This window comes from Bulleidia extructa W1219 (genome assembly GCF_000177375.1).
GTDB classification, from domain to species: Bacteria; Bacillota_I; Bacilli_A; order Erysipelotrichales; family Erysipelotrichaceae; genus Bulleidia; species Bulleidia extructa.
Window position 1 is genome coordinate 362,537 of record NZ_ADFR01000002.1, and the last position, 26,036, is coordinate 388,572.

General features: G+C 38.0%; 21 protein-coding genes. 19 read left to right on the forward strand and 2 right to left on the reverse strand.

Translation table 11 applies throughout. The features are described from left to right. Positions 1-6: 6 nt before the first annotated feature. The 12 genes from atpD (at position 7) to nox (ending at position 11,775) form a co-directional block, all read left to right on the forward strand. A complete protein-coding gene (atpD, locus tag HMPREF9013_RS02340; RefSeq protein WP_006626770.1) occupies positions 7-1,395 on the forward strand; it encodes a F0F1 ATP synthase subunit beta in 1,389 nt (462 codons plus the stop codon). Beyond that, a complete protein-coding gene (atpC, locus tag HMPREF9013_RS02345; RefSeq protein WP_006626771.1) occupies positions 1,395-1,793 on the forward strand; it encodes an ATP synthase F1 subunit epsilon in 399 nt (132 codons plus the stop codon). Before atpD ends, atpC begins: the two co-directional genes overlap by 1 nt. Positions 1,794-1,837: 44 nt before the next feature. Continuing rightward, positions 1,838-2,374, forward strand: coding sequence for a hypothetical protein (locus HMPREF9013_RS02350; RefSeq protein ID WP_006626772.1), 537 nt, complete (start codon positions 1,838-1,840; stop codon positions 2,372-2,374). Beyond that, entirely contained in the window at positions 2,364-3,689 is a 1,326-nt protein-coding gene (gene mnmE / locus HMPREF9013_RS02355; protein WP_006626773.1) for a tRNA uridine-5-carboxymethylaminomethyl(34) synthesis GTPase MnmE, read from the forward strand. The genes HMPREF9013_RS02350 and mnmE overlap by 11 nt, the downstream gene beginning before the upstream one ends. Position 3,690: 1 nt before the next feature. Continuing rightward, positions 3,691-4,473: a TatD family hydrolase gene (locus HMPREF9013_RS02360; RefSeq protein WP_006626774.1), complete on the forward strand. Its 783-nt coding sequence runs from the start codon at positions 3,691-3,693 to the stop codon at positions 4,471-4,473. A gap of 142 nt (positions 4,474-4,615) precedes the next feature. Continuing rightward, positions 4,616-5,962, forward strand: coding sequence for an NADP-specific glutamate dehydrogenase (gene gdhA, locus HMPREF9013_RS02365; RefSeq protein WP_006626775.1), 1,347 nt, complete (start codon positions 4,616-4,618; stop codon positions 5,960-5,962). A 166-nt stretch (positions 5,963-6,128) separates the two neighbouring features. Next, positions 6,129-6,725, forward strand: a complete 597-nt coding sequence (gene rnmV / locus HMPREF9013_RS02370) for a ribonuclease M5 (RefSeq protein WP_006626776.1) — start codon at positions 6,129-6,131, stop codon at positions 6,723-6,725. Further along, on the forward strand, positions 6,665-7,507 hold the full coding sequence (rsmA, locus tag HMPREF9013_RS02375) for a 16S rRNA (adenine(1518)-N(6)/adenine(1519)-N(6))-dimethyltransferase RsmA (RefSeq protein ID WP_040333252.1): 843 nt from the start codon (positions 6,665-6,667) through the stop codon (positions 7,505-7,507). The genes rnmV and rsmA overlap by 61 nt, the downstream gene beginning before the upstream one ends. After that, on the forward strand, positions 7,497-8,339 hold the full coding sequence (locus tag HMPREF9013_RS02380) for a 4-(cytidine 5'-diphospho)-2-C-methyl-D-erythritol kinase (RefSeq protein ID WP_006626778.1): 843 nt from the start codon (positions 7,497-7,499) through the stop codon (positions 8,337-8,339). The genes rsmA and HMPREF9013_RS02380 overlap by 11 nt, the downstream gene beginning before the upstream one ends. A gap of 1 nt (position 8,340) precedes the next feature. Continuing rightward, positions 8,341-9,264 carry an NTP transferase domain-containing protein gene (locus tag HMPREF9013_RS02385; RefSeq protein WP_006626779.1) on the forward strand — a complete coding sequence of 308 codons (924 nt, stop codon included), beginning with the start codon at positions 8,341-8,343 and terminating at the stop codon, positions 9,262-9,264. A 53-nt stretch (positions 9,265-9,317) separates the two neighbouring features. Next, the gene (locus HMPREF9013_RS02390) at positions 9,318-10,292 is read left to right on the forward strand and encodes a ribose-phosphate diphosphokinase (RefSeq protein WP_006626780.1); all 975 of its coding nucleotides are present in this window, start codon (positions 9,318-9,320) and stop codon (positions 10,290-10,292) included. Between the two features lie 142 nt (positions 10,293-10,434). Further along, positions 10,435-11,775, forward strand: a complete 1,341-nt coding sequence (gene nox / locus HMPREF9013_RS02395) for a H2O-forming NADH oxidase (protein ID WP_006626781.1) — start codon at positions 10,435-10,437, stop codon at positions 11,773-11,775. Between the two features lie 170 nt (positions 11,776-11,945). On the opposite strand, the gene HMPREF9013_RS02400 is transcribed toward nox, so the two are convergent. Further along, the gene (locus HMPREF9013_RS02400; protein ID WP_006626782.1) at positions 11,946-12,158 is read right to left on the reverse strand and encodes a cold-shock protein; all 213 of its coding nucleotides are present in this window, start codon (positions 12,156-12,158) and stop codon (positions 11,946-11,948) included. Positions 12,159-12,332: 174 nt separating this feature from the next. Here HMPREF9013_RS02400 and metG point away from each other — a divergent pair, with 174 nt between their 5' ends. The 5 genes from metG to uvrA are packed head-to-tail and all read left to right on the forward strand — an operon-like array spanning position 12,333 to position 22,040. Then, positions 12,333-14,276, forward strand: a complete 1,944-nt coding sequence (metG, locus tag HMPREF9013_RS02405) for a methionine--tRNA ligase (protein WP_006626783.1) — start codon at positions 12,333-12,335, stop codon at positions 14,274-14,276. Positions 14,277-14,335: 59 nt separating this feature from the next. Beyond that, a complete protein-coding gene (locus HMPREF9013_RS02410; protein WP_006626784.1) occupies positions 14,336-15,109 on the forward strand; it encodes a diacylglycerol kinase catalytic domain-containing protein in 774 nt (257 codons plus the stop codon). A 13-nt stretch (positions 15,110-15,122) separates the two neighbouring features. Then, on the forward strand, positions 15,123-16,634 hold the full coding sequence (locus HMPREF9013_RS02415) for a hypothetical protein (RefSeq protein ID WP_006626785.1): 1,512 nt from the start codon (positions 15,123-15,125) through the stop codon (positions 16,632-16,634). A gap of 50 nt (positions 16,635-16,684) precedes the next feature. Further along, positions 16,685-19,213 (forward strand): DNA mismatch repair protein MutS, encoded by a 2,529-nt coding sequence (mutS, locus tag HMPREF9013_RS02420; protein ID WP_006626786.1) that lies wholly within the window; start codon positions 16,685-16,687, stop codon positions 19,211-19,213. Next, on the forward strand, positions 19,203-22,040 hold the full coding sequence (gene uvrA / locus HMPREF9013_RS02425; RefSeq protein ID WP_006626787.1) for an excinuclease ABC subunit UvrA: 2,838 nt from the start codon (positions 19,203-19,205) through the stop codon (positions 22,038-22,040). Before mutS ends, uvrA begins: the two co-directional genes overlap by 11 nt. A 259-nt stretch (positions 22,041-22,299) precedes the next feature. Here uvrA and HMPREF9013_RS07530 read toward each other — a convergent pair whose 3' ends face one another. Beyond that, on the reverse strand, positions 22,300-22,638 hold the full coding sequence (locus tag HMPREF9013_RS07530; protein ID WP_198002109.1) for a hypothetical protein: 339 nt from the start codon (positions 22,636-22,638) through the stop codon (positions 22,300-22,302). A gap of 639 nt (positions 22,639-23,277) precedes the next feature. Between HMPREF9013_RS07530 and HMPREF9013_RS02435 the strand changes: the two genes are divergently transcribed. After that, positions 23,278-23,874: a recombinase family protein gene (locus HMPREF9013_RS02435; protein ID WP_006626789.1), complete on the forward strand. Its 597-nt coding sequence runs from the start codon at positions 23,278-23,280 to the stop codon at positions 23,872-23,874. Between the two features lie 182 nt (positions 23,875-24,056). Then, positions 24,057-26,036, forward strand: a 1,980-nt coding sequence (locus tag HMPREF9013_RS02440; RefSeq protein WP_006626790.1) for a prealbumin-like fold domain-containing protein, incomplete at its 3' end; no start/stop codon positions are given.

The following is a 26,036-nucleotide window of genomic DNA, read 5'->3' on the forward strand; positions in this document are numbered from 1 at the left end:
TTAAGAATGCAAGAAAAAGGAAAGATTGTACAGGTCATCGGACCTGTCATTGATATACAATTTGCCTCGGAACATTTACCGGCTATTCGTAATGCGATTCATATTCCTTATCAAGATGGTTTTATGACGGCAGAAGTGGCGCAACATGTTGGGGATGATGTTGTCCGTTGTATAGCGATGTCTTCTACGGATGGATTGGTACGTGGGTTAGAGTGCTTAGATACAGGATCTCCGATCCAGGTTCCGGTAGGTGATGAAGTGTTGGGTAGAATGTTCAATGTTTTGGGTGAAACCATTGATGGATTAGGTTCCATTCAAACAGATAAAAGGCTACCTATTCACCGAGAGGCACCAAGTTTTTCTGAACAGCGAACCACTTCCGATATTTTAGAGACCGGTATTAAGGTCATTGATTTACTTTGTCCTTATGCAAAAGGAGGTAAGATTGGTTTATTTGGTGGAGCTGGTGTTGGAAAAACCGTCTTAATGCAAGAATTGATTCATAATATTGCAATTGAACATGGTGGACGTTCTGTCGTTGCTGGAGTTGGAGAAAGAACTCGTGAAGGGAATGACATGTATCACGAAATGAAAGAATCGGGGGTTTTAAAGAATACCGTTTTAACTTATGGACAAATGAACGAGTCTCCTGGGGCACGTATGAGGGTGGCGTTAACTGCACTAACGATGGCGGAATATTTCCGTGATGAAGAACGGCAGGAAGTACTTTTATTCATTGATAATATTTTCCGTTTTACTCAAGCCGGTTCAGAAGTATCTGCCTTATTGGGACGTATGCCATCCGCGGTGGGATATCAACCAACTTTAGCGACAGAAATGGGGCAATTACAAGAAAGAATCACTTCGACTGATAAAGGGTCAATCACTTCAGTGCAAGCTATTTATGTGCCTGCCGATGACTTAACAGACCCGGCTCCGGCGACGACATTTTCACATTTAGATGCTCGTTTGGTTTTAGATCGTTCCATTGCGGCTTTGGGTATTTACCCGGCGGTGGATCCATTAGGTTCTTCTTCTCGTATGCTGGATCCATTAGTGATTGGAGAGGAACATTATCAAGTGGCTCGTCAAGTGCAAGAAATTTTACAACGATATAAAGAATTACAAGATATTATCGCTATTTTAGGGATGGAAGAATTATCAGAAGAGGATAAGAAAGTGGTTGCTCGTGCCCGTCGTGTACGTAACTTCTTATCCCAGCCATTCTCAGTGGCAGAACAATTCTCCGGTTTGCCAGGTAAGTATGTTAGTGTGAAAGATACAGTTCGTAGTTTCCGTGCTATCCTAGACGGTCAGTATGATCATTTGCCAGAAGCGGCTTTCTTGAGTGTGGGAACCATTGAAGACGTGGTAGAAAAGGCTAAGCATTTATAATGGCTAAAATTCATTGTCGGATCATCACACCACAAAAACTCTATCGGGAATTTGATTCAGATATTCTAACGATTGAAACGACAGAGGGACAACGAGGTATTTTACCAAATCATATGCCATTAGTGGCTAGTTTAGTGATTGGGAAATTAAGCTCTGTGTTGGATGGTGAAAGAGAGGAATATGCGATCACAGGAGGTCTATTTTATTTCCGGGAAAATAAAGCGGAAATTTTAGTCGATGCGATTGAATCAAAAGAAGAAATTGATTTGGCGCGGGCTGAACAGGCTAAAAATAGAGCAGAAGAGAGAATTCAACATAAAAGAGAGGATATTGATTTAAGACGAGCAGAAGTAGCTCTAAAAAAAGCTTTAAATCGTATTCGAGTTAGTAAACTATAGTAAAATAAAGCAGGCAGTTGCCTGCTTTTTCTAGGAGGTTAAGTATGATTAAAAAATATTATCAATCTTTGCATAGTTTAAAATATTCGTTGGTTTTGCCAGGATTTACCTTTTTGATTTTTGTGGTTGCGTTTATTCGGGACAAAAGAAAAGAACCATTTCTAACCGGTGTGTTGATGGTGCTGGTGGTTCTATTGATGATTCTTATGTTCTTTTATTACCTGGGAAAAATTCGTATTTCTAAACAATTAAAAGCGATTGAGAATATTGATGAATATAAAAAAGGCGGTATGGTGGATCAATCTTGGATTTTAGAATATCGGATCTTAGCCTATCATCAGGGAGTGATTCAAGAGGTCTTAGTGAAAGATATTCGTTCCATGGTTGTTCAAGAAGGTCAACATGGAAAATATACATTTATTTTCAATGATTCTATTCGCATGTCTTGTCAAGATTTATCAGAAGGAAGAAGACTATTGGCCATTCTATTAAAAACGAATCCATCCATTCAATATACGGGATTAACTCCGGAAGGAGATGGCAGGATTCAAAGTTTAGGGGGGAAAGAATATGAGTCATGATACTATTGCAGCTATCTCAACTGCCGATGCGATGGGGGCAGTTTCCATTATTCGTATTTCCGGACCGGATACTTTTGAGATTGTCAAAAAACTTTGCCATAAGGATGTGCGAAATATGGAAGGATATCGTATGGTTCGATCGGAAATCTATGATCAACAAGAAGTAGTGGATGATAGTTTAATTTCTGTATTTCATGCTCCTTATTCGTATACAGGAGAAGATGTGGTGGAATTAAATTGTCATGGCGGGGTTTATTTGACGCATAAGATTCTTCAGTTGGTTTTAGGTTTAGGAGCTCGTTTAGCGAAAAGGGGAGAATTTACACAAAGAGCTTTCTTAAATGAAAAAATGGATTTATCCCAAGCGGAAGCGATTCAGGATTTAATTGTGGCAGAAGATGAAATTAATACCAAAGCGGCGATTCATACACTGAAAGGGTCAATACTAAGAGTCTTGCGACCATTAGAAGAAGAATTGATTCAAATGATTGCTCATATTGAAGTAAACATTGATTATCCTGAATACGATGATGTGGAAATGTTAGTAGAATCGGATATCCTACCAAAAGCTAAAGCATGGCGTCAACAATTAGAAAAACTGGTCTTAGAATCTGAAAAGGCGCAAGTGGTTAAAGGTGGCGTGCAAACGGTCATTGTCGGTCGTCCGAATGTGGGAAAGAGTTCTTTGTTAAATGCCTTGTTGGAAGAGGATAAAGCTATTGTGACTGATATTGCCGGGACCACAAGAGATATTGTGGAAGGGAATATTCGCATCGGTTCTTTCTCTTTGCATTTGATCGATACTGCCGGAATCCGGGATAGTAACGATCGAATTGAACAAATGGGGATTGAAAAATCAAAGAAGATGATAGAAAAGGCTCAATTGATTTTATTGGTCATGGATGGCTCACAAGAGTTGACTATCGAAGATCAAGAACTTTTGGAACAAACAAAGGATAAAACCAGAATCATCATTTATAATAAGAAAGATTTGGGATCTAAGTATTCAGGCGTCCAAATTAGTGCTTCTACCGGTCAAATTGAGGCCTTGAAAGAAAAACTGGAAGCCTTATTCCAACAAGAAGTGTTGGCGGCTAGTGGAGATACTTTAGCGAATGATCGTCAAATTGGTTTGGCAAAAGCGGCTTTAGGAGCAATGGATCAAGCGATTGCATCTTTGGAAGCGGGGATGGAATTGGATTTAGTGACATTGGATTTACAAGAAAGCTGGAATTGTTTAAAAGAGATGAGTGGAGGTAGAAGTCGAGAGGGTTTATTAGATGAGATCTTTTCTCGCTTCTGTTTAGGTAAATAAGATGAGATTTTTAGACAGTCATTTTCATTTAATGGTGGAAGAATTTGAAGAGGATAGAGAATCTGTTTTACAAAGAGCTTTGGATCAAGGCGTGAAAGATTTAATGGTCATTACCTTGGATCATGCAGAAACAAAAAAAGCAATTGCTTTTAATCAAGCACATGGGAATCCCTTCTTGATTGCGGCCGGTATTTTTCCGGAAGATTTGGATAAGGACAATGAGGCCTATTGGAAAGAGTTTTGTGAGTTATGTGCAAAACCTGAAATTGCTGCCATAGGAGAGATTGGCTTGGAATACCATTGGGTGAGGGATGTAGAGCTCCGTCGTAAACAAAAACTTTTGTTTGTGAAACAAATTGAATTGGCGAAATCCTTGAATAAGCCGTATTTAGTGCATAGTCGGGATGCGATGCAGGATACGTTTGATATCATGAAAGCTCATGGTGGCCGTGGTTTGGTCCATTGCTTCCCGGGGTCTTTAGAAATGGCCAAAGAATTTCACAAACTGGGCTTTTATACCGCCATCGGGGGAGCTATAACGTTTAAAAACGCAAGACATGCTGTAGAAGTGGTCAAGGGAATGGATATCCGCTATTTGTTAAGTGAAACGGATTCTCCTTATATGGCCCCGGTTCCTCATCGTGGTCATCGTAATGAACCAAGCTACATTCCAATGATTGTTGAAAAAATGGCGGAAGTCCGAAATGTTTCTCTAGAAGAAATGGCTGAGCAAATTCATCATAATTGGATGAATTTTTTGTCATTAGATACTATAAAATTATAGGCAGGAGTACTTAATAATCATATGTGAGGATATCGTTTTGTTGACGAAGATAGTGTTAATTAGGCATAAGATTTTATAAAAGCAGGTTGGTAATCATTTTTGATTGGTGTAGAATAAGTATTCGTAAAGAAAAGGGGCTATTATGAATATCTATGTACGTCGTGTGATTGAAAACGCAACCGAAAAAAATCAACATCAACCGGAATTTCTGCAATCTGTTACAGAAGTTTTGAATAGCATTGAACCTGTGATCGAGGCCCATCCTGAATATGAAAAAGCGGCTTTGTTGGAGCGTTTGATTGAACCCGAGAGGCAAATTATGTTCCGAGTGGTTTGGACAGATGATGCGGGAGAAATTCAGGTGAACCGCGGGTATCGAATTCAGTTTAATGGAGCGCTTGGTCCTTATAAAGGAGGGTTACGATTTCATCCGTCGGTCAACCTTTCCGTTCTTAAGTTTCTGGGATTTGAACAGGTATTTAAAAACAGTTTGACGACTTTACCGATTGGTGGAGGTAAAGGAGGAAGTGACTTTGATCCTCATGGGAAAAGCAATACGGAAATTATGCGTTTCTGTCAAGCTTTTATGACCGAATTATATCGCCATATTGGTCCAAATACCGATGTGCCGGCTGGTGATATTGGGGTTGGCGGACGAGAGATAGGTTACTTATTTGGCCAATACAGACGAATTCGAGATTCTTTTGATAATGGTGTTTTGACGGGGAAAGGATTAACGTTTGGAGGTTCTTTGATTCGCCCGGAAGCAACGGGATTTGGAGTTCTGTATTACATCCAAAGAGTTTTTGAACATGAAAGAATTGAACTGGCGGGTAAGACAATTACAGTATCCGGTTATGGTAATGTGGCTTGGGGTGTTTGTAAAAAAGCAGCTGAGTTGGGTGCAAAAGTGGTCACGATTTCAGGCCATAATGGCTACGTGTATGATCCAAACGGAATCACAACGGAGGAAAAAATCAATTTCTTATTAGAAATGAGAGCTTCTCAAAAAGCGAATGTGAAGATGTATGCCGAAAAATTTGGTTGTACTTTTGTTGCAGGGAAGAAACCTTGGGAAGTAAAGGCGGATATTTGTATTCCTTGTGCGACACAAAATGAAGTGGATCTTCATGAAGCAGAAAAAATGGTTCAAAATGGGACGCGGTTTTATTTTGAAGGAGCGAATATGCCGGCTACGAATGAAGCCATCGCTTATTTGCAAAATCAGGGTGTCTTAGTTGGTCCGGCCAAAGCCGCTAATGCCGGTGGGGTTGCGGTATCTGCTTTGGAAATGAGTCAAAATAGTGAACGAATTCATTGGAGTAAAGAAGAAGTGGATGCAAAGCTGAAAGAGATTATGTTTAATATTGTGGATGTTTCTTATCAGGCAAGTAAGAGATATGGTCATCCTAAAGACTTGGTTATCGGGGCTAATATTGCCGGTTTTGAAAAAGTAGCTGAAGCCATGATGGCGCAGGGATTGATTTAGAAACAGATAAAAGCCACTTCAAATGGTCAATGAAGTGGCTTTTATGTGCTGATTGGAACTAAAGGGCTGGAAAGTATATAAAGATAAGGACCTTTAAGAAAAGCATTGAGTTAATTTGGTCATTCGTCATATTTTTTGAAATTAGAAAGCTGATATACTATAGCTAATGGAAAAAGAGAAAATACAGGAAGTGATTGTGGTGGAAGGAAAACACGACACCATGACTTTGAAAGAAATTTTTGATTGTGAAACAATTGAAACCGGTGGTACTTCTTTGCCCGAGTCGGTTTTTCAAAGAATTGAAGAAGCGATCAAAAAAACCGGGGTTATTGTGTTTACAGATCCAGATACGCCCGGCAATCAGATTCGTTTTAAGATTAAAGAACGTTTCCCGATGATTAAGGAAGCGTTTATTCCTAAAAACAAGGCAAAAACAGCGAAAAAAGTTGGTGTAGAGCATGCGAAAGCAAAAGACTTACAAGAATCCCTTCATCATGTGGCGACATCCTTTTCTAACATAAAATCGGATATGACCATGGAAGATCTCTTGGATTTGGGTTTAAGTGCTGACGTATGGGCCAGTGAACGGCGAGAATATGTCGGTCATCAATTACATCTTGGAACAGCGAATGCAAAGACTTTCTTAAAACGTCTTCAGCATTATGGAATACAAAGAAAAGAAGTACAGGAGCTTATGAAATCATGGCAAAAGCAATTTCAACCCCATCTCGAACGAAAGAAATTCTTGAACAATATCAATTAAAAGCCAAAAAAAATTTTGGCCAGAATTTTTTAGTGGACCCTGTTATTACGAAACGAGTGGCGGAAGAAGCCAATGCGGACGGTATGGTTTTAGAAGTAGGACCTGGTATTGGAAGTTTAACGGAACAGTTGGCTTATGTAGCTAAGAAAGTAATCGCTTATGAAATTGATTTGGGTTTAAAGAAAGTTTTAACGGATCATTTTGCGAGTTTTGAGAATGTGGACATTCAATTCCAAGATTTCTTAAAGGTGGATCTACATGAAAAAGTAGAGGATTGGAAAAAACAATATGGGAAAGTGGTGGTGTGTGCCAATTTACCGTATTACATCACATCGGCAGTGTTGTTCAAAGTCTTTGCGGAAGAAAAAATTGAAACGATTACCGTTATGGTTCAAAAGGAAGTAGGAGATCGTTTCCATGCCATGGTCAACGATCATGAATATTCGGCGTTAAGTGTGGAAGGACAGAGTTATTATGAGGTTAAAAAATTATTCACAGTTCCAGGGCGTTCTTTTAATCCAAGCCCTAAAGTCGATTCCGTTATCATCCAATTTCAAAGAAAAGAAGTGACACCGTCTTTTGATCGAGAGGCATACTTCGGTTTTATCAGAAATTGCTTTGGACAAAGAAGAAAGACGATCCGTAATAACTTACAAAAAAATTTCTCGAACGAAGAGATTGATAAAGCTTTACAAAAGTGTGAAATTGATCCAGGACAAAGGCCGCAAAGTCTAAGTGTTTTACAGTATCAATCTTTATTTGAGGTGCTATATGAAAGATAGAGCGTATGCCAAGATCAATTTGGCTTTGGAAGTGGGGCCAGCCAGAATGGATGGCTATCATGATTTAAAGATGGTCATGGTTCCCATTGATTTTTATGATCGGGTAGAAGTGGTGGAGTCGGATGAAGATGCTTTGATTTGTGATAGAGGCTATATTCCGTTGAATCAGAAGAATACCATGTATCAAGCATTAACCATATTGAGGAAACGGTATCATTTTCAAAATAAGTTTTTAATTCAACTCCAGAAACAAATTCCGGTACGTGCCGGTTTGGCTGGCGGTTCGGCGGATGCGGCGGCGGTGATTCGAATTTTAAATCGAATGATGAAATTGCATATGAGTCAAGAAGAAATGATTGACGTAGGTTTGTTGGTGGGAGCGGATGTACCGTTTTGTTTATTTAATAAACCTTGCATTGTTGAGGGCAAAGGGGAGGTCTTAGTACCGATCGATATCCATACGAATTTTGAGATTTTATTGGTAAAACCGAAAGCAGGTATTTCGACAAAAGAAGCGTTTAGTTCTATACAAGAAGAAGATAAAGTTCCTTTGGATATTTCTAAACTGGTTCAAGCTTTGCGAAATGATGATTATGACACATTGGTTCATCATCTAGGGAATCATTTAGAACCGGTAGCGATACGTCTGGTGCCCAAGATTCAAGAAGTGAAAGAAGCTATTTTAAAATTGGGTTTTGATGCTGCTTTAATGAGTGGGTCAGGATCAACGGTCTTTGGGATTACAAAATCACAGGAACTTGTTCAAACGGCTTTTGAAGAATTCAAGAAGAAAGGATATTTTGTGCGTAGAACGCATATATGGAAAAGATAAGATGAAGTCAGCGATTATTATGGCGGGTGGTAAAGGTACCCGAATGAACTCAAAGTTAGCCAAAGTATTACATCCTGTTTTGGGCGTACCCATGGTGCAATGGGTGATTGATGGGTTGAAAAAAGCAGGTAGCGAAAGAATTGTGACGGTGGTTGGTTTTCAACATGAAGAAGTAGAACGTCAATTAGCCGGCCAATGTGAATTTGCCTTACAAGCAAAACAATTGGGAACAGGGCATGCGGTCAAACAAGCGACACAATTGAAAGAGCTGGATGGAATTACGATTGTGGCGAGTGGGGATTGTCCGAATGTGCGTCCAGAAACTTATGCTTCTTTATACGATATGGAAGAAAATTGTGACATGATGGTTTTGACAGCTGTTTTAAAGGATGCTGGTGCATATGGAAGAGTCATTCGTTTAAAGGATGGCTCAGTGGAAAAAATTGTAGAAGCTAAAGATGCTAATGATCAAGAGTTGGCTATTCGGGAAATTAATTCCGGCATTTATGCATTTCGAACGAAGAAATTATTTGAAGCCTTGGATTTGTTGAAAAATGATAATGCCCAAAAGGAATATTATTTAACCGATGTAGTGGCTATTTTTAAAGAAAAGGGATATACGGTTCAAGCTAAGGTGGTTGAAGATTATCATGAAGTGGAAGGATTGAATAGTTTGGTGGAAGTCGCTTCTTCTGGTAAATATTTACAAAAAAGGATTAATGCGGAATGGATGAAAGCCGGTGTTCAGATGGTGGATCCGGATCATACTTACGTGGGTCCTTATGTGAAATTAGAATCGGACGTATTTCTTTATCCGAATGTTTTCATCTATGGGCATAGTGTGGTACATACGGGTTCTACGCTTTATCCCGGTATTTTCTTAGAAGATGAAGAAATTGAGGAAAATAGTATTTTATCCATTTAGAAAACGCTTAAATTAGGCTATAATCTAATCAGTTAAGGAGAGAAATAGCCCCCATGTTAAAAGAAACAGTTGTGTTTGCACTCACTTCCAGTACCAATCTTGCGTCCGCCATTTGTGAAGCGTTACAAATTCCTCTAGGAAAGATCAAAGTGGAACATTTCGCTGATGGTGAAATTTTAGTAGAACCGCAAGAATCGGTTCGTGGCCGTTCAGTTTTTATTGTCCAATCCACTTGTACACCTGTTACGGAACATTTAATGGAAGTCTTGGTTTGTATTGATGCTTGTAAGCGTGCCTCGGCTGGTGAGATCAATGTTATCATGCCTTATTTTGGCTATGCCAGACAAGATCGCAAAGCAAAACCACGTCAACCAATCACTTCAAAATTAGTAGCTAATTTATTGCAGGTCGCTGGTGCTAATCGTGTGGTAACGTTTGATTTGCATGCTGCTCAGATTCAGGGATACTTTGATATTCCAATTGATGACTTGACGGCTGTTCCGATGTTGGGAGAATATTTTAAGTCCTTGCACATTCCGAATGAAGATTTAGTGGTGGTTTCTCCGGATCACGGGGGAGTGACTCGGGCTAGACGATTAGCGGATATTTTGGATGCACCTATTGCGATCATTGATAAGAGAAGACCTAAGCCTAACATGGTAGAAGCCCAGAATGTGATTGGTGATGTAGAGGGTAAGACCTGTATTGTCATTGATGATATTTGTGATACGGCGGGTTCTTTGGTGGCTGGATGTCAAATTTTAAAGGATCGTGGAGCAAAAGAAATTTATACCGGTATCACACATGGTATTTTCTCACGAGATGCGATTGAAAAGATTGAGCATTCGCCTATTAAGGAAATGGTTATTTCTGATACGATTCCGATGGATGAGGATAAGAAGGCCAGAAGTACCAAGGTAAGAATTATTTCAATTTCGAATATGCTGGCCAAAACGATTTTGGCAATTCGTGGTCATGAACCTGTTTCCAGAGTTTACGAAGATTATCATTTTGATATGTTTAAGTAAAAAGGATCCTGAAAGAATCCGTTGAGGTTTCTCTCGGGATTTTTTGTGTTTTACTAGAGAAAAGTTTTGTAGAAAAGAAGGGGCATATAAATTGACAGTTGTGATTTAATTATTTAGTCTTTGAAACAGGAGGGTTATTGATATGACCAAAATTATTCAAATTGGTGCAAACCATGCAGGTACGGCTTGTGCCAACACAATTTTAAGCTATCCGGGAAATGAGCTTACGATTTATGACAGAAACAGTAACATATCTTTTTTAGGATGTGGGATGGCGTTATGGATTGGGCAACAAATTCATGATGGAAACGGCTTATTTTATCAGAAACCGGAAGATTTTGAGAAAAAGGGAGCGAAAGTACATCTCGAAAGTGAAGTACAGGACATTGATTATGATCAGAAGATGGTTACGGTTCGTTTGAAAGATGGCACTATTGTCAAAGATCACTATGATAAGCTTATTTTGGCAACGGGAAGCTTACCGAACCAACCACGTATTCCGGGAATGGATTTGGAAAATGTGCAAATGGTTAAGTTATACCAAAACGCTCAAGAAGTCATTGATAAGCTGAAGACGAATGAATACAAACGTGTGATTGTCCTTGGTGGTGGATATATCGGGATCGAATTGGCAGAAGCTTTTGAAAGGCTACAAAAAGAAGTTACGCTGATAGATATGGAAGAGCATATCTTAAATGGTTATTTTGATACTGAGTTTTCCGATAATATGCTATCGGTGATGAAGGAACATGGAATTAAGTTTGTCTTAGGGGAAACGGTAGAAGAAATTTTAGGAGATACAAAAGTAAGTGGTCTTAGAACAAACAAGGGAACGTATGAAGCGGATATGGTGATTTGCGCTATCGGCTTTCATCCAAATAGTATGCTTGGCAAGGCACATTTGGAAAAATATAAGAACGGTGCTTACCTTGTCAACAAAAATCAATTGACATCGGATCAGGATGTTTATGCGATTGGTGATTGTGCAACTGTTTATGATAATGCAAGAGAGCGTGTCAATTATATTGCGCTAGCAACGAATGCGGTACGTAGTGGTTTGATTGCCGGCCATAATGTATGTGGTACAAAGATTGAAACAGAAGGTGTACAAGGCTCCAGTGCATTGATGATTTATGACTATAAGTTAGTTTGTACCGGGATGAGTCTAAGTGCGGCGAAGAAGGAAGGAATTGAGGTCGATTATGTTGATTTTGAAGATACACAAAAACCGGCCTTTATGGAAGTTGAAAATCCGAAAGTGAAGATTAGAATTGTATATCGTAAGAGTGATAAAGTGATTGTGGGTTGTCAGCTTGCTTCCAATTATGATATGTCGGCAGTGATTCATACATTCTCACTGGCCATTCAAAAGAAAGTGACGATTAAAGAATTGGCGCTTTGTGATATCTTCTTTATGCCTCATTTCAATCAGCCATATAATTACATTACGATGGCTGCATACACTGCTTTATTAAAGGGTTAAAGTATTGCTCCCATGTTTCTATGTAGAGATGACTCGTGACATAGGACATGGGTTTTTAATTGAAGATGGACGATAACGAATCAATACCGGGTAGTTGTTCAGAAAGATGGTTCAGTTTTGAGGAATTAAAAAAGAGTGTTACCACTCTTTTTTAAGTCATAATGTTTAAATTATAGCTTTTCTACATTTGAAGCGTGAGGGCCTTTTTCACCTTCTTCAACTTCAAATTGAACGGCTTGACCTTCTTTTAAAGTTTTATGCCCATTTTCATCGCCTTCTTTGATAGCAGAGAAGTGAACGAAAATATCTTTACCTTCATCATCGGATGTGATAAATCCATAGCCCTTTTGATCGTCGAACCATTTAACTTTTCCAGTTAACATTGAATGAATCTCCTTACTATGTATTACGAAAATTTTTAAGGTTTCAAATACAAGACAATTGTACTTTAATTCTAAAGGGATATGCAAGTGAAATATGATGATTTCAGTAAATTATAGCAAAGTCTTTGCTATAATAAATGAGAAGCACTCATTTGTGCAAGGAGGAGTCCATTGATGAGCGAAAAGAAACCATATTATATAACAACAGCGATTGCATATACATCCGGCAAACCACATATTGGTAATGTCTATGAAATTGTTTTAGCTGATGCGATTGCTCGCTATAAGAAAATGGAAGGATATGATGTTCGTTTTCAAACTGGAACGGATGAACATGGTCAAAAGGTCGAACAAAAGGCACAAGAACAAGGAAAAACACCAAAAGCATTTGTGGATGAAATGGCTACGATTGTTAAGAAACAATTTGATGTCATGAATGTTCAATACGATCGTTTTATTCGTACCACGGATGCTGATCATGAGAAACAAGTCCAAAAGATTTTTAGGAAATTTTATGATCAAGGGGATATTTATAAAGGTGAATATGAGGGTATGTATTGTGAAGAAGATGAAGCTTTCTTTACAACCAGTCAATTAACGGAAGAAGGATGCTGCCCAGTGTGTGGTGGCAAAGTGAAACCAATGAAGGAAGAAACTTATTTCTTCCGAATGAGTAAATATGCCGATCGTTTAATGAAGTATATTGAGGATCATCCTGATTTTATTCAACCGGAAAGCCGTAAAAATGAAATCGTGAATAACTTTTTAAAACCCGGTTTACAAGATCTAAGTGTTTCTCGCACTTCTTTTAAGTGGGGAATTCCGGTAGATTTTGATCCAAAACACGTGATTTATGTTTGGATTGATGCGTTAAGCAATTATATTACCGGTCTTGGCTATGAGGTGGATGGCAATCATGATCCATTATTTAAAAAATATTGGCCGGCCGATTTGCATTTGATTGGAAAAGATATCATCCGTTTCCATACGATTTACTGGCCAATTATGTTGATGGCATTAGATTTACCGCTTCCGAAACAAGTCTTTGGTCATCCGTGGTTGATGGTTGGTGAGTCAAAGATGTCAAAGTCTTTGGGTAATGTGATCTATGCGGACGATATGGTGCATGTTTTTGGAGTGGATGCGATGCGTTATATTTTCTTACATGAGATGCCATTTGCTCAAGATGGACATATTACCTATGACTTGATGATGGAAAGAATCAATTCTGATTTAGCGAATAATATGGGTAATTTGGTTAATCGAACGATTTCTATGCAAAACAAATATTTCAATGGTATAGTTGCTAATCCTCATGTAGATGAAACGTTGGATACGGAATTTAAGCGGACGATTTTAGGTAAAGTAACGGATGTGAAAGCTCAGATGGAAGAATTGAGGGTTCAAGATGCCATAGGGACTATTTTGGAATTGTTTTCTCGTTGTAATAAATATATTGATGAAACAATGCCGTGGTCTTTAGCTAAAGACAGTGATCAAATTGGTCGATTGGCGACTGTTTTGTATAACTTATTGGAAGCGATTCGCATTGGTGGTATTTTATTAAGACCTTTCTTACCGGAAACGTCAGCCAAGATTTTAGCCAACTTAAATACTCAACAAACTTCTTTTGAATCTTGCGATACGTTCGGTTTGTTGGAAACAGATATTCAGGTGGTGGGACAACCGGAAATTTTATTCCAACGCTTAAACGAAAAAGACGTTGCTCAACAAATTGAAGCAGCTAATACCAAGTACATTCAGGAACAAAAAAAGAGATCTATTCCTAAGAAACCACTGGTGGATTTAGAAGATTTTAGCAAATTGGATTTGAAAGTGGCGAAGGTTTTAACTTGCCAAAGACATCCCAATGCAGATAAGTTGTTTGTCTTAACGGTTGATTTGGGCGGTGGAGATATTCGTCAAATTGTGAGTGGCTTGGCGCAGAGTTATATGCCTGGTCAAGTTATCGGTAAGAGAGTTGTGGTCATTGCCAACTTAAAACCGGTGATGATCCGTGGGTTAGAATCTAAGGGAATGTTATTGGCAGGTAAGGAAGAAGGGCGTATTGGCTTGGTGGAAGTCAATGGCTTGGAACCGGGGACGATCATTTCTTAAACCAAGTTGAAAAACTTGGTTTTTTACTATTCTGATAGGAAACTTGTTATACTATCTTTATGAAGAAAATGAATCAATTTGTTTGTATTGCTCGCCCTGATGCGACTTCCATGCAATTAAAAGAAGCTATCCAAAACCGAATGATTGAAAAAGGTTGGAAAGAAAACCTGATACAACCAGACTTGGTTTTTGTGATTGGGGGTGACGGAGCTTTTATTCATGCGGCTCATGAGTATGTAGATGTACAGCCTTTATATTATCCGATTCAAACCGGAACACTGGGCTTTTTTGCACAATATAAGTGGGAAGATTTTGAAGCTTATTTAAAGGCATTAGAGGGAGATTATTACGAACAAGTTCTTCCTTTGTTAGAAACAAAAATTGACGATGAAGTGATTTATGCTGTGAATGAAATTCGCATTGAAAATGTGATGCACACGCAAATCACCGATGTTTTTGTGAACGATCATTTCTTTGAAAACTTAAGAAGCTCAGGGGTTTGTGTCAGTACACAAGCCGGTTCAACGGCTTATAATCGTTCCTTAGGAGGAGCGGTGATAGCGGATGGTTTAGAAGCGATGCAAATGGTGGAAATTGCGGGCATTCATAATCAGAAATATCAATCTTTGAATGTGCCGATTGTTTTTCCGTGGAATACAGTGCTCCATTTTCAATCGAAAGATTTTGAAGATGCGGTTTTGGGAGCCGATTCAAAGGTGGTCTCTTTAAAAGGAATCCATGATGTAGAAATACGCTATTCTAAAGAAAAAAAGGTACGTGTTTTACGAACCAATTGGTTAAATCCCCTAGATAATTTAAAATCATTGTTTTAGAAAAGGAGGAAAGATGAAAACCTGGCACGCTATTTATGCGATTTTAAAAACACCGTTGGAAGTTTTGTCTTTATCTCTTCTTTTGGCCGGTCTATCAAATGTTTTGATAAATCCTTATTATGGATTGAATATATTGGTACAAAATAATTACCTGTTTGCATTGGGAACGTTATTGATGCAAGTCGCTCGTTTTGTGATCATCAATTTTCCTTTTATGGTGCTTCTTTCGTTTGCGTTTGAAAAAAGAATGGGAGTTAGTGCGGTGGTTTCTTATGTTGGCTATATCGTAGGAACGCTCATTGCACCTACAGTTGAGTTACCAACTTTTGCCTATGCTAAAATTTTTGATATTCATCGTTCTTTATTGTCCAGTTCGACGTTGCGTTATCCTTTACAGACAGGGTTAGTAGGTGTTTTATTGGTGACGGCCATTTGTGGTTTTGTACAGAAAAGAAATAGAGAAAAAAAAGAAACTATGATTGGCTTGGAAACAAAATTGTTATTAAAAACAGGATTTCTTTGCACCTTCATTGGTATTGGGATGGGCTTTGTTTGGCCGTTTTTTATCAAGGGAATTGAATATATCAATGCCTATATAGCCATGGATACCAATGATTCATTTCGAATTGGCTTGTTTGGCTTGATGGATAAATTATTACAAACATTTCACCTCGGGGCTTTTGTTCGCCAACCTTTCTGGTATGGATTGAACGGGGGGACTTGGGTCAATTTAGCAGGCGGTATTATCAAAGGTGATGCGTATATTTGGACAGCTCAAATGAGTGCCAATCAAACGACTGCTTTAGCGGGTCATTTGTTTACTCCTTTCTATGCGATGAATTTAGTGATTGTACCCGGTTTGATTTGGACTTTTTTCTTTTTGGAAACCAACCGAGCTAAACGTAAGAAAAAAATGGGGCGTTATCTTTTATTGACTGTGACTTCTTGGTTAGCTGGGGTTTCTCTTCCGATCCAGTTGGCTTTATTATTTTTAAGTCCATTATTGTTTATGTTCTATGCAGGAATCAATGGCTTACTATATGCTTTTTTACAAATCACTCAGATTCGTTTAGGCTATCTCACAAGTGAAAGTCATACTTTTATGGCCATGCCGGGGACACTGACAGAATACCTTCATTACCTAAACGAAACTTTTTTACATCAGAACTTGATGTGGATTGTGGTGATTGGAATCGTCTTTTTGATTTTATCGATAGTCATGACACGCTTTTATTTTAAATATTTGGCTTTGGATATTTTTCATTCCGGAAAACGAAACAAGATGGTGCAAAAGGTACTTCTAGCTTTGGGTGATGTTTCTAATATTCAACAAATAGATTCTAGTATGGATCGATTGACCGTTCGTTTGTATGATTCTAGTTTGTTAGATGAATTTTTGTTAAAAGAAGCGGGTTGTAGTCAAGTTGATCATAGTTGTGATGGAGAAGAGTTGTTGTTTGGGGCTTGTTCTACGATGTTACGAATGGATATATTAAAAGAAATACGGGAAAAACCGAATCAGTAAAGAAATCAATTTTTTTGAGAGATGACAGTCAATGAAATTTAGGAGGCAGTATGGCAGAGAAATACACACCCATGATGGAACAATATTTAAATGTCAAAAAGAATTATCCGGATACTTTATTGTTTTATCGCGTGGGTGATTTTTATGAAATGTTTTTTGAAGATGCTGTGAAAGCCTCGAAAGAACTGGACTTGGTATTAACAGGAAAAGCAGCAGGCGTTGAAGAAAGGATTCCTATGTGCGGGGTTCCTTTTCATGCTGTGAATGCGTACATTCCAAGATTAGTGAACAAGGGATTTAAAGTGGCGATTTGCGAACAATTGACCGATCCTAAGTTAAGTCAAGGATTGGTGGAAAGAGATGTGATTCGCATCATTACCCCGGGAACTATGGTGGATGAAATTCAAGACGATAGACAAAGTGTCTATTTAGCCGCTATTGAAGATATGGTTTATGGCTATAGTTTAGCGATTGTGGAAATGAGTACGGGTGAAAATTATGTTGAGGAAATTGATCATCAAAGTGTACATTTAATTCAAAGCTTATTAAAAGCAAATGTGCGAGAATGTGTGGTTTCTTCTTCATTTTCTGAAAAATTAAAAAATCAGATTCAAGAACAAGGGATTCTTATTTCCATTAGTGATGAAACCAAGATTGATTCAATATATGACTCTTTAATCATAGATATTCAAAAAGAAGCTTTATTAAAAGCTTATGGGAGAATGTTGAATTATCTTCAAAATACCCAAAAACAAGCATTGACACATTTACGTCAACCAAGTTTAGAGAAAGAGGAAGAGGCTTTATACATGGATTTTTCAACCAGATTAAACTTGGAATTGGTACAACCGCTTCGACAAAGTGCCAGGGCTGTGACACTTTGGTCTTTCTTAGATCATTGTGCCAGTGCGATGGGTTCACGTGAATTGAAAAAATGGATTGAACGTCCTTTAATTCAGAAAGAAAAAATTGAAGAGCGTTTGAATAAAGTCAATTGGATGATGGAAAATATGATGGATCGTTCTTTCATTCGGGATCATTTAAGCCGTATTTATGATTTGGAAAGAATTATCACGCGTTGTGCGATTGGCTCAGCGAATGCGGTGGACGTACAGCGTTTGGGAAAGACTTTAGCAGAAGTTCCCGATGTGTTGAATCGTTTGCCAGAGTCTTTTTTTCCTGAGTTTCAACATTTAGATGTTCTACCGGACTTGTTTGAAAAAATTGATTCGGCTTTAGTAGAGAATCCGCCTTTATTAATATCAAATGGTGGGCTGTTTAAGGATGGTTACAGTGCAGCATTGGATGAAGTGCGTTCTATTCAAAAAAATGGACAGGATTTTATCATGCATTTAGAAGCCAAGGAAAGAGAACGAACAGGGATTAAAACCTTGAAGATTGCCTATAACAAGGTCTTTGGCTATTATATTGAAATCTCAAAAGTGGCGGCACAGTCGGTACTTCCGGAATGGGGCTATACCCGTAAACAGACATTGACCAACAATGAACGTTTTATTTCAGAAGAATTAAAGGCGGAAGAAGATCGTATTTTACATGCTTCCCAAAGAGCGGTGGAATTGGAAAAGAAATTATTTCAAGAGTTGATGAATTCTATCAAAGATCAATTATGGCCGTTACAAATACTGGCTCGGGCTTTATCACAAGTGGATGTCTATGCGAATTTGGCTGAAATGAGTCAAAAGCACCAATATGTACGTCCTGTTTTTGATGATGTGATTTTAGATATTCAATCCGGGAAGCATCCTATTTTAGAGGCACAAATGAAGCATCCAAGATATGTGGCGAATGACATTCACCTAGATGCTGAGAAATACTTGGATTTAATCACCGGACCAAATATGGGTGGTAAAAGCACTTATATGCGTCAAGTGGCTTTGATTGTTTTATTGGCTCAAATTGGTTGTTATGTGCCAGCGAAACAGTGTGTCATGCCTATCTTTGATAAAATCTTTACTCGTATTGGAGCCAGTGATGATATCTTGAGTGGTCATTCGACGTTCATGGTGGAAATGAAAGAGGCGAATCAGGCTTTACAAGAAGCGACGAATCGTTCATTGATTTTATTTGATGAAATCGGGCGTGGCACTTCAACCTATGATGGCATGGCTTTGGCTCAGGCTATGATGGAATATATTGCTCATGTGGTAAAAGCTAAAACGATGTTTAGTACTCACTATCATGAATTGACGGAAATGGAAAATTACTTAGATTGTGTGATCAATGAACACGTTTCTGTCAAACAAAAGGATCAGGATGTCACCTTTTTATACAAAGTAGAAAAAGGGGCGGCAGGCCATTCGTATGGAATCAATGTGGCTCGCTTGGCTGGCTTACCGGAATCGGTTTTAGAAAGAGCGAAGGATATTCAAAGAGATTTAGAAAATGCAGATCATTTACAACAAGCCGGTTTTCAATTTGTAGAAATGAAGAGGGAAGATCCGATGGTTTCAAGACTGAAGGATCGTTTAACTGGATTGGATATGGATGAATTGAGTCCGAAACAAGCTTGGCAATTCTTGTCTGATTTACAAGAAGAGGTGAAGAAACATGAATCATAAAAAAATTATTATTAAAGGCGCAAAGGAAAATAACTTAAAAAATATTAGTTTGGAAATTCCGCGCAATAAAATGGTGGTGATGACGGGATTATCCGGTTCGGGAAAAACCAGCTTAGCTTTTGATACTATTTATGCAGAAGGTCAACGTCGTTATGTGGAATCTTTGTCGGCATATGCCAGACAATTCTTAGGCGGTGTGGAGAAACCGAATGTGGAGTTGATTGAGGGCTTAAGCCCAGCTATTTCCATTGATCAAAAGACAACTTCTAATAACCCGCGTTCAACCGTCGGCACGGTAACGGAAATTTACGATTATTTGCGTCTTTTATACGCTCGTGTTGGAATACCCTATTGCCCAAATCATCATATTCCCATCACAGGTCAAACGATTACAGAAATGGTTCAGCAAGTGATGAGGTTAGAAGATGGAAGTCGTTTGAGTTTATTGGCTCCTGTTGTTCGCAATAAAAAAGGAAGTTTTAAAGAAGAATTTCAAAATTGGCTGAAAGAAGGGTATATTCGCATTCGGGTGGACGGATCTATTTTTTTGCTGGAAGAAATAAAAGAGTTGGAAAAAAACAAGCGTCATGATATTGATGTAATCGTGGATCGTATCGTGAAGAAGGAAGATTCCCGATCCAGAATCCATGACTCTTTAGAAACGGCATTGAATTTAGCGAAGGGCCATGCGTTGGTGTTGAATGGGCGTGAGGAATTGTCTTTTTCTTCTCATTTTGCCTGTCCGCTATGTGATTTTACCGTACCGAATCTAGAACCACGTTTATTTTCGTTTAATGCCCCTTTAGGGGCTTGTGATTGTTGCCATGGTTTGGGGATTACCGAAGAAGTTGATTTAGATAACCTAATTCCGGATCGTCATAAAACCATTCGAGAAGGTGGTATTCGGTATTATAAGAATATTGTGGGAACAGATAATATTGAGTGGCAGACATTTGCGACTTTATTAAAAGCTTATGAAATAGATATAGATACACCGATTGAGAAATTCACCACGAAGCAATTAAATCGCATTCTCTACGGTTCAGATCGGCCGATTGCTTATCAGATTACGTCTTCTTCAGGTAGAAGTTATACGAGAAATGAATTTATTGAAGGAGTTAAAACCATGATTGAACGTCGCTATGTCGAAACGACTTCTTCTATGAGTAAAGAATGGTATCACAGTTTTATGGTGGAGAGTCCGTGTCCTAAGTGTGGTGGAAAACGATTGAATCCGGAAGCTTTATCTGTTTTGGTTGGAGATAAAAACATCTATGACTTTACAAGACAATCGGTGGTTAAAGCCTTGGATTGGGTGCAGTCTTTGAAATTAGATAAAGAAGCCAAGATGATTGCGGAATTGGTGTTGAAGGAGATATCAGCTCGCTTATCATTTTTAAAAAATGTTGGTTTGGACTATTTAACCCTAGATCGTTTGGCAGGTACTTTATCTGGTGGAGAAGCACAGCGCATTCGTTTGGCAACGCAAATCGGTTCGCAATTAAGTGGTGTGTTATATGTTTTGGATGAACCTTCTATTGGGCTACATCAAAGGGATAATCAACGTTTGATTGAAACATTAAAGAAAATGAGAGATTTAGGCAATTCTTTAATTATTGTGGAACACGATGAAGAAACGATGAGCGAAGCGGATTGGATAGTTGATATTGGTCCGGGGGCCGGCATTCATGGTGGTCAAGTGATGGCTAACGGGACACCGGAAGAAGTTATGAATACCCCACATTCCATCACAGGACAATACTTAAGTGGGAAAAAGATTGTACCGATGCCTAAGATAAGACGTAAGGGAAACAAGCATTTCATTGAAATTAAGGGAGCTTGTGAACACAATCTAAAGAATATCCATGTTAAATTTCCGTTAGGTGAATTGGTTTTAGTGACGGGTGTTTCAGGTAGTGGTAAGAGTACACTGGTGAATGAAGTATTGGTAAAAGCAGTTTTAAAAAACTTAGGTCGAAGTAAAGTACACCCGGGAGCTTTTAAGTCTATTAAAGGCTTGGAAAATGTGGATAAACTGGTACAAATCGATCAAAATCCCATTGGACGAACACCAAGATCAAATCCGGCAACATATACAGGTGTTTTTGATGAGATTCGAGATGTTTTTTCGAAAACACCGGAAGCGAGAATGCGGGGGTATGAGCGAGGACGTTTTTCCTTTAATGTTAAGGGAGGGCGTTGTGAACATTGTCAAGGGGATGGGATTAAAGTCATTTCGATGAACTTTTTACCGGATGTTATGGTACCATGTGAAGTCTGTCAAGGTAGACGGTATAATGAAGAAACCCTTCAATGTACCTATAAAGGGAAAAATATTTATGATGTTTTAGAAATGTCTGTGGAAGAGGCTCTTTTATTCTTTGAAAATCATCCAAGAATTAAGAATAAGCTACAAACACTTCAAGATGTTGGGTTGGGTTATTTGAAATTGGGTCAATCTTCCACAACATTATCCGGTGGAGAAGCGCAACGAGTGAAATTGGCTTCGGAACTTCAAAAAAGGCCGACCGGCAAGACGGTGTATATTTTAGATGAACCAACAACGGGGTTGCATACGGATGATGTTAGTCGCTTGATTTTCGTTCTACAAAGAATTGTAGAAAACGGGGATACGGTCATTGTGATTGAACATAATTTAGATGTGATTAAAAACGCAGATTGGATCATTGATCTTGGCCCGGAAGGGGGCGATCAAGGTGGGACAATTGTAGCTCAAGGTAGTCCGGAAAAAATTTGTGAAGTGAAAGAAAGTTGGACAGGAAAATACTTAAAGAAAGTGATTGACTGGACTAAGGAGCATTCATAAAAAGAGTCTTTAATTGGTGTATGTCCCATCATCTGGATAGGGTGAAATGGATGATCGGATAGTAGCGAAAACAGAATGGATATTTCCTATTCATTACAGGAAATGATTCATTCTGTTTTTCTTATATTCGATGGTGGTTTCGTTTAAAATTGAAGAAATAATGATGAGTAGATGACCTCAAACAGGTACTAAATAAGAGATGAAGTGAACGCCACAGGCCTAAAAGTTTAGAAAAAACGTTCAGGAAATTAAAAAGTGATTACGAAAGTTCCTGAATATTGAATGTTTTTAGTTTTCCTTTTTCTTTAAATGTGACAAGGTAGGTGGTATTTTTTTTAAAATGAAATGATATTTCTTCTCTAAAATCTTCATAATAAGGGTTGATTCTTTCGATAGTATTTTGTGAAAATTTTGAGAATTCTACTTTATGTTCTCCTGAAGTAATGAGTATTTGTTCTAATAAGTGAAACGAATCATCTGATTTTCCAAAAGGTTTTTCGTCTATTGAAAGAAAGAGAACTCCTTCTCTTTTTGGCCAGTGTGTCTTTTTTTCTAATTTGATGATGGCATAATCAGGGTGTTTTCTTGTCCAAATCACTTTGGAAATATAGACAAGAAGATAAAGAGGCGCTACTAACAAAAATAGGATGAGCAAACACATTCCCAAGAACGCATACATATTGACGGATGAAGCTGATGAGAATGAGCGTAGAAACATGGATACGGTACTGGCTATTAAGATAAGGATTCCTGTCGCCAGTATAGGTGTCAGTAAGATGATCCATAGTTTTTTTTGAAGACTGATTTTAACATAAGAGGATTTAATCATTGTACTTAAAACAATAATAGGCAAGAGTGTGAAAAAAAGAACCAGATAAATAAATATTTCTTTAGGTATTCCAAACAGCATTATTTTCCTCCAACATAAAACTTTAATGAAAAGTAGCGCATGAGATGAATACGAACAAGGATTGTTCCAACTCATGATTTTTAAATGACTGATCGGATTTGTTCGTCATATAAATCGGTTAGCACTGAAACTATCATTTTGATGGTCATGGGTTTATATATATTTAGATTAATATCAAATCCGGATTTTATCAAACAGGTAGAAGCGTATGATTTGCTGGAAGGGTGAATATTTAGCTCTTATGGAATGGATATAGTCATGAATCTTTAAAGGTATTGATATTCATAGAAGATCTAATTTATATATGGAAACAGCGGAGGTATATAGATGAAGTATGGGTATATTCGAGTTTCGACCAAGGAACAAAATATAGATAGACAGCTGAGTGTCATTCTAAAAGAAAATATTTCTATGAATAGAATATACATTGATAAAGCCAGTGGGAAAGATTTTAATCGAAAGAAATATAAAAAACTTGTAAAAAAGCTCAAAGAAAGTGACGAAGTATACATCAAATCAATTGATCGGTTGGGAAGAAACTATGATGAAATTATCCGAGAATGGAATTTAATCACCAAAGAGAAAAGAGCAGAGATTATAGTACTTGATTTTCCTCTTCTGGATACAAGGGACAAATCGTATGATCTGACAGGAAAATTTATATCGAATATAGTTCTACAAATTTTGTCTTATGTAGCTCAAATAGAAAGAGAGAATACTCTTCAAAGACAATCAGAAGGTATTCGAGAAGCGAAAAAGCGAGGGGTTGTTTTTGGCAGACCAAAAAAGGAGATGCCGGAGAATTTTATTTCGGTTGCAGAAGATTGGAAAAGTGGAAAGGTCAGTCTTCGTACTGGCGCAAAAGTTCTTGAAATCAGTCATACAACATTCATAAGATGGTTAAAACAGCTGGGATATAAGTAAGGTAACTTCTATGAAAATGGAAAAATAGGTAGACTTAATGTGACACCCTTCTTCTGTATCTATTTTTCTTTTTAGACATAGTCACACTTATACGAGTTTAGAGTATCATTTTTGGAATTTAAAGTCTGCTTTTTGTGACAGTATTACACTTATTATGAAATTACAATGAAGGGGAGAGAAATATGAAAATTCAAAAAATATTTTCAAAAATTTTCACATTTTTGATGTCACTGACTATGATAGTTGGGTTATTTTCAGTGCCTATTTATGCCAGAGAAACAGAGACGGATATTACAGATAAGGTAACGATTGATTCTATCACGTCACCAAATGCTGAGATCCATGATTCTACGAACGTGAATGATTTCCATTCATCGGTGCCGTTTAATTCGAATGTGGATTATAAGATTGATTTAACGGTCAATAAAGGGACACCGATTCAAACGGGTGATGTCATTGAAATTCCCATCAAAGCAGATCGAGGAGAATTCTTTGAAAGTGTTGGGCTTTCAGTTTTGGATTCAGAAGATGGATCACTTTTAGGGGAAGCCACGATTACCAAGGATAAGATTCGAATCAAATTTACTAAAAAGAATAATACTAAGACATCGGCTAAGTTGACGATATCGACAACACTAAGGAGTGTTAGTGCATATTATGGTGGTTTTCCAACACAAGCAGAGGTAGATGCGGCATATGCGGCACATCCTACAGGAATTGATAAAGTAAAGATTTTGGATAAAAACGCAAATATCAATGTTAAGTCGAATTATTGGTTGAGTAATACAGATAAGTTTTATGGGATTTATCCAAAACCTTTCATTGGCGATCCAACAAAATTTTTTACTAACGGTCACACAAAAATTGGAAAGACTTCCACTACAAATGCCAGCACGTATTGGACGATGACTTGGAATGATTCAATTTATCGGTATCGTGTAAAATCTCCGGTTGATGGTAAAGAAAATGAAACGTCGTCAGATTCATCGACACTTGTTGCTTTCCTATTTGGCTATGATAAGGCTTATGGTTCTTATTCAGCCACCGAAACTTCTTATCTGGAAGATACACTTCCGGGCGATGTGTATAAAGATATAACGATGAAAAGAACCGCTCTAAGAGGGATACATTTATATAAGGATGGAAAAACTCCTGTATTAAAACAGATTTATAGTAACGGTAAAGCTGGTAATTGTAGTAATCCACAAGAAAGTTGGCTTGTTGATTTCACGGATGTTTTCACAAAAAGAGAAGCGGTATCGGGACAAACTTATGAACAATTCAAAGCTTCCTTAAAGCCGGGAGAGTATGGAATTTATGAGAGTCCTAATGGAGATATAAGACTGGTAGCGAGCCTTGGGAAGCTTGGTTCGAAAGATCCAAACCAAATGTATACATGGGGTGCTTTATGTGATAAGTTGGGGAAGGAACAAGTAATCAGACGCTTATTTCCTGTTTATGAAATTACTGCGAGTAATACCTTAAAAAAGCTGATTACTTCTTCGGAAATAATAGATCAAATTTATAATCAAATCAAAAATTGGCCTATCACAAGAGTTCAATTTGATTTTGCGGCTGATTTAGTCAAACCTGTGATGAGGACAGGGGCTTCGGTAGAGAATACAGCGACCATATCAGGTCAAACAGTGACAGCGAAGAACTATTTTGTAGTAGGAGAAATCAGCTTGCATACGTATAAAGATGGGATGGCCATTTTAAAGACGGATGTTAAAACAGGACAAGGGATTGAAAAAGCGGAATTCAAGCTACAGGAAAAAGACGGAACAGGGAACTGGATCGATTCGGATGTTCAAAATGTTACAGTGGTCGGTCATGCAGGTAGTAAGGAAAATAATCGGTTTTATACGAATGAGAAAGGCATTTTAAATATCCGTGGTCTTGCCAACGGAAAGACCTATCGACTTTTAGAGACAAAGGCACCGGAAGGATATGATCAGACCAATCCTGCCACTTCTAAAGAATTTGCGATCAGTTTTACCGAGCAAGATAAGAATGCTCCAAGTAATAATAAGGATTTAACATTGACGAATCGAAAAGCGGAATATAAAGTGACGTATAAGATTGTCAAAAATCCAAATGGAGAAGAGATACCAAGTGGAAGTCCAAGTGCTCCTGTTGATTCTAAGAAATACACATTTAAG

Excerpts from the sequence above, each read along its gene's own strand:
- HMPREF9013_RS02385 (WP_006626779.1), top strand. The coding sequence starts at position 8,341 with ATGAAGTCAGCGATTATTATGGCGGGTGGTAAAGGTACCCGAATGAAC.
- mutS (WP_006626786.1), top strand. The coding sequence starts at position 16,685 with ATGGCAGAGAAATACACACCCATGATGGAACAATATTTAAATGTCAAA.
- rnmV (WP_006626776.1), top strand. The coding sequence starts at position 6,129 with ATGGAAAAAGAGAAAATACAGGAAGTGATTGTGGTGGAAGGAAAACAC.
- atpD (WP_006626770.1), top strand. The coding sequence starts at position 7 with ATGCAAGAAAAAGGAAAGATTGTACAGGTCATCGGACCTGTCATTGAT.
- uvrA (WP_006626787.1), top strand. The coding sequence starts at position 19,203 with ATGAATCATAAAAAAATTATTATTAAAGGCGCAAAGGAAAATAACTTA.
- rsmA (WP_040333252.1), top strand. The coding sequence starts at position 6,665 with ATGGCAAAAGCAATTTCAACCCCATCTCGAACGAAAGAAATTCTTGAA.
- gdhA (WP_006626775.1), top strand. The coding sequence starts at position 4,616 with ATGAATATCTATGTACGTCGTGTGATTGAAAACGCAACCGAAAAAAAT.
- HMPREF9013_RS02410 (WP_006626784.1), top strand. The coding sequence starts at position 14,336 with ATGAAGAAAATGAATCAATTTGTTTGTATTGCTCGCCCTGATGCGACT.
- HMPREF9013_RS02415 (WP_006626785.1), top strand. The coding sequence starts at position 15,123 with ATGAAAACCTGGCACGCTATTTATGCGATTTTAAAAACACCGTTGGAA.
- HMPREF9013_RS02390 (WP_006626780.1), top strand. The coding sequence starts at position 9,318 with ATGTTAAAAGAAACAGTTGTGTTTGCACTCACTTCCAGTACCAATCTT.
- HMPREF9013_RS02435 (WP_006626789.1), top strand. The coding sequence starts at position 23,278 with ATGAAGTATGGGTATATTCGAGTTTCGACCAAGGAACAAAATATAGAT.
- mnmE (WP_006626773.1), top strand. The coding sequence starts at position 2,364 with ATGAGTCATGATACTATTGCAGCTATCTCAACTGCCGATGCGATGGGG.
- metG (WP_006626783.1), top strand. The coding sequence starts at position 12,333 with ATGAGCGAAAAGAAACCATATTATATAACAACAGCGATTGCATATACA.
- HMPREF9013_RS02350 (WP_006626772.1), top strand. The coding sequence starts at position 1,838 with ATGATTAAAAAATATTATCAATCTTTGCATAGTTTAAAATATTCGTTG.
- HMPREF9013_RS02400 (WP_006626782.1), bottom strand. The coding sequence starts at position 12,158 with ATGTTAACTGGAAAAGTTAAATGGTTCGACGATCAAAAGGGCTATGGA.
- nox (WP_006626781.1), top strand. The coding sequence starts at position 10,435 with ATGACCAAAATTATTCAAATTGGTGCAAACCATGCAGGTACGGCTTGT.
- atpC (WP_006626771.1), top strand. The coding sequence starts at position 1,395 with ATGGCTAAAATTCATTGTCGGATCATCACACCACAAAAACTCTATCGG.
- HMPREF9013_RS02380 (WP_006626778.1), top strand. The coding sequence starts at position 7,497 with ATGAAAGATAGAGCGTATGCCAAGATCAATTTGGCTTTGGAAGTGGGG.
- HMPREF9013_RS02360 (WP_006626774.1), top strand. The coding sequence starts at position 3,691 with ATGAGATTTTTAGACAGTCATTTTCATTTAATGGTGGAAGAATTTGAA.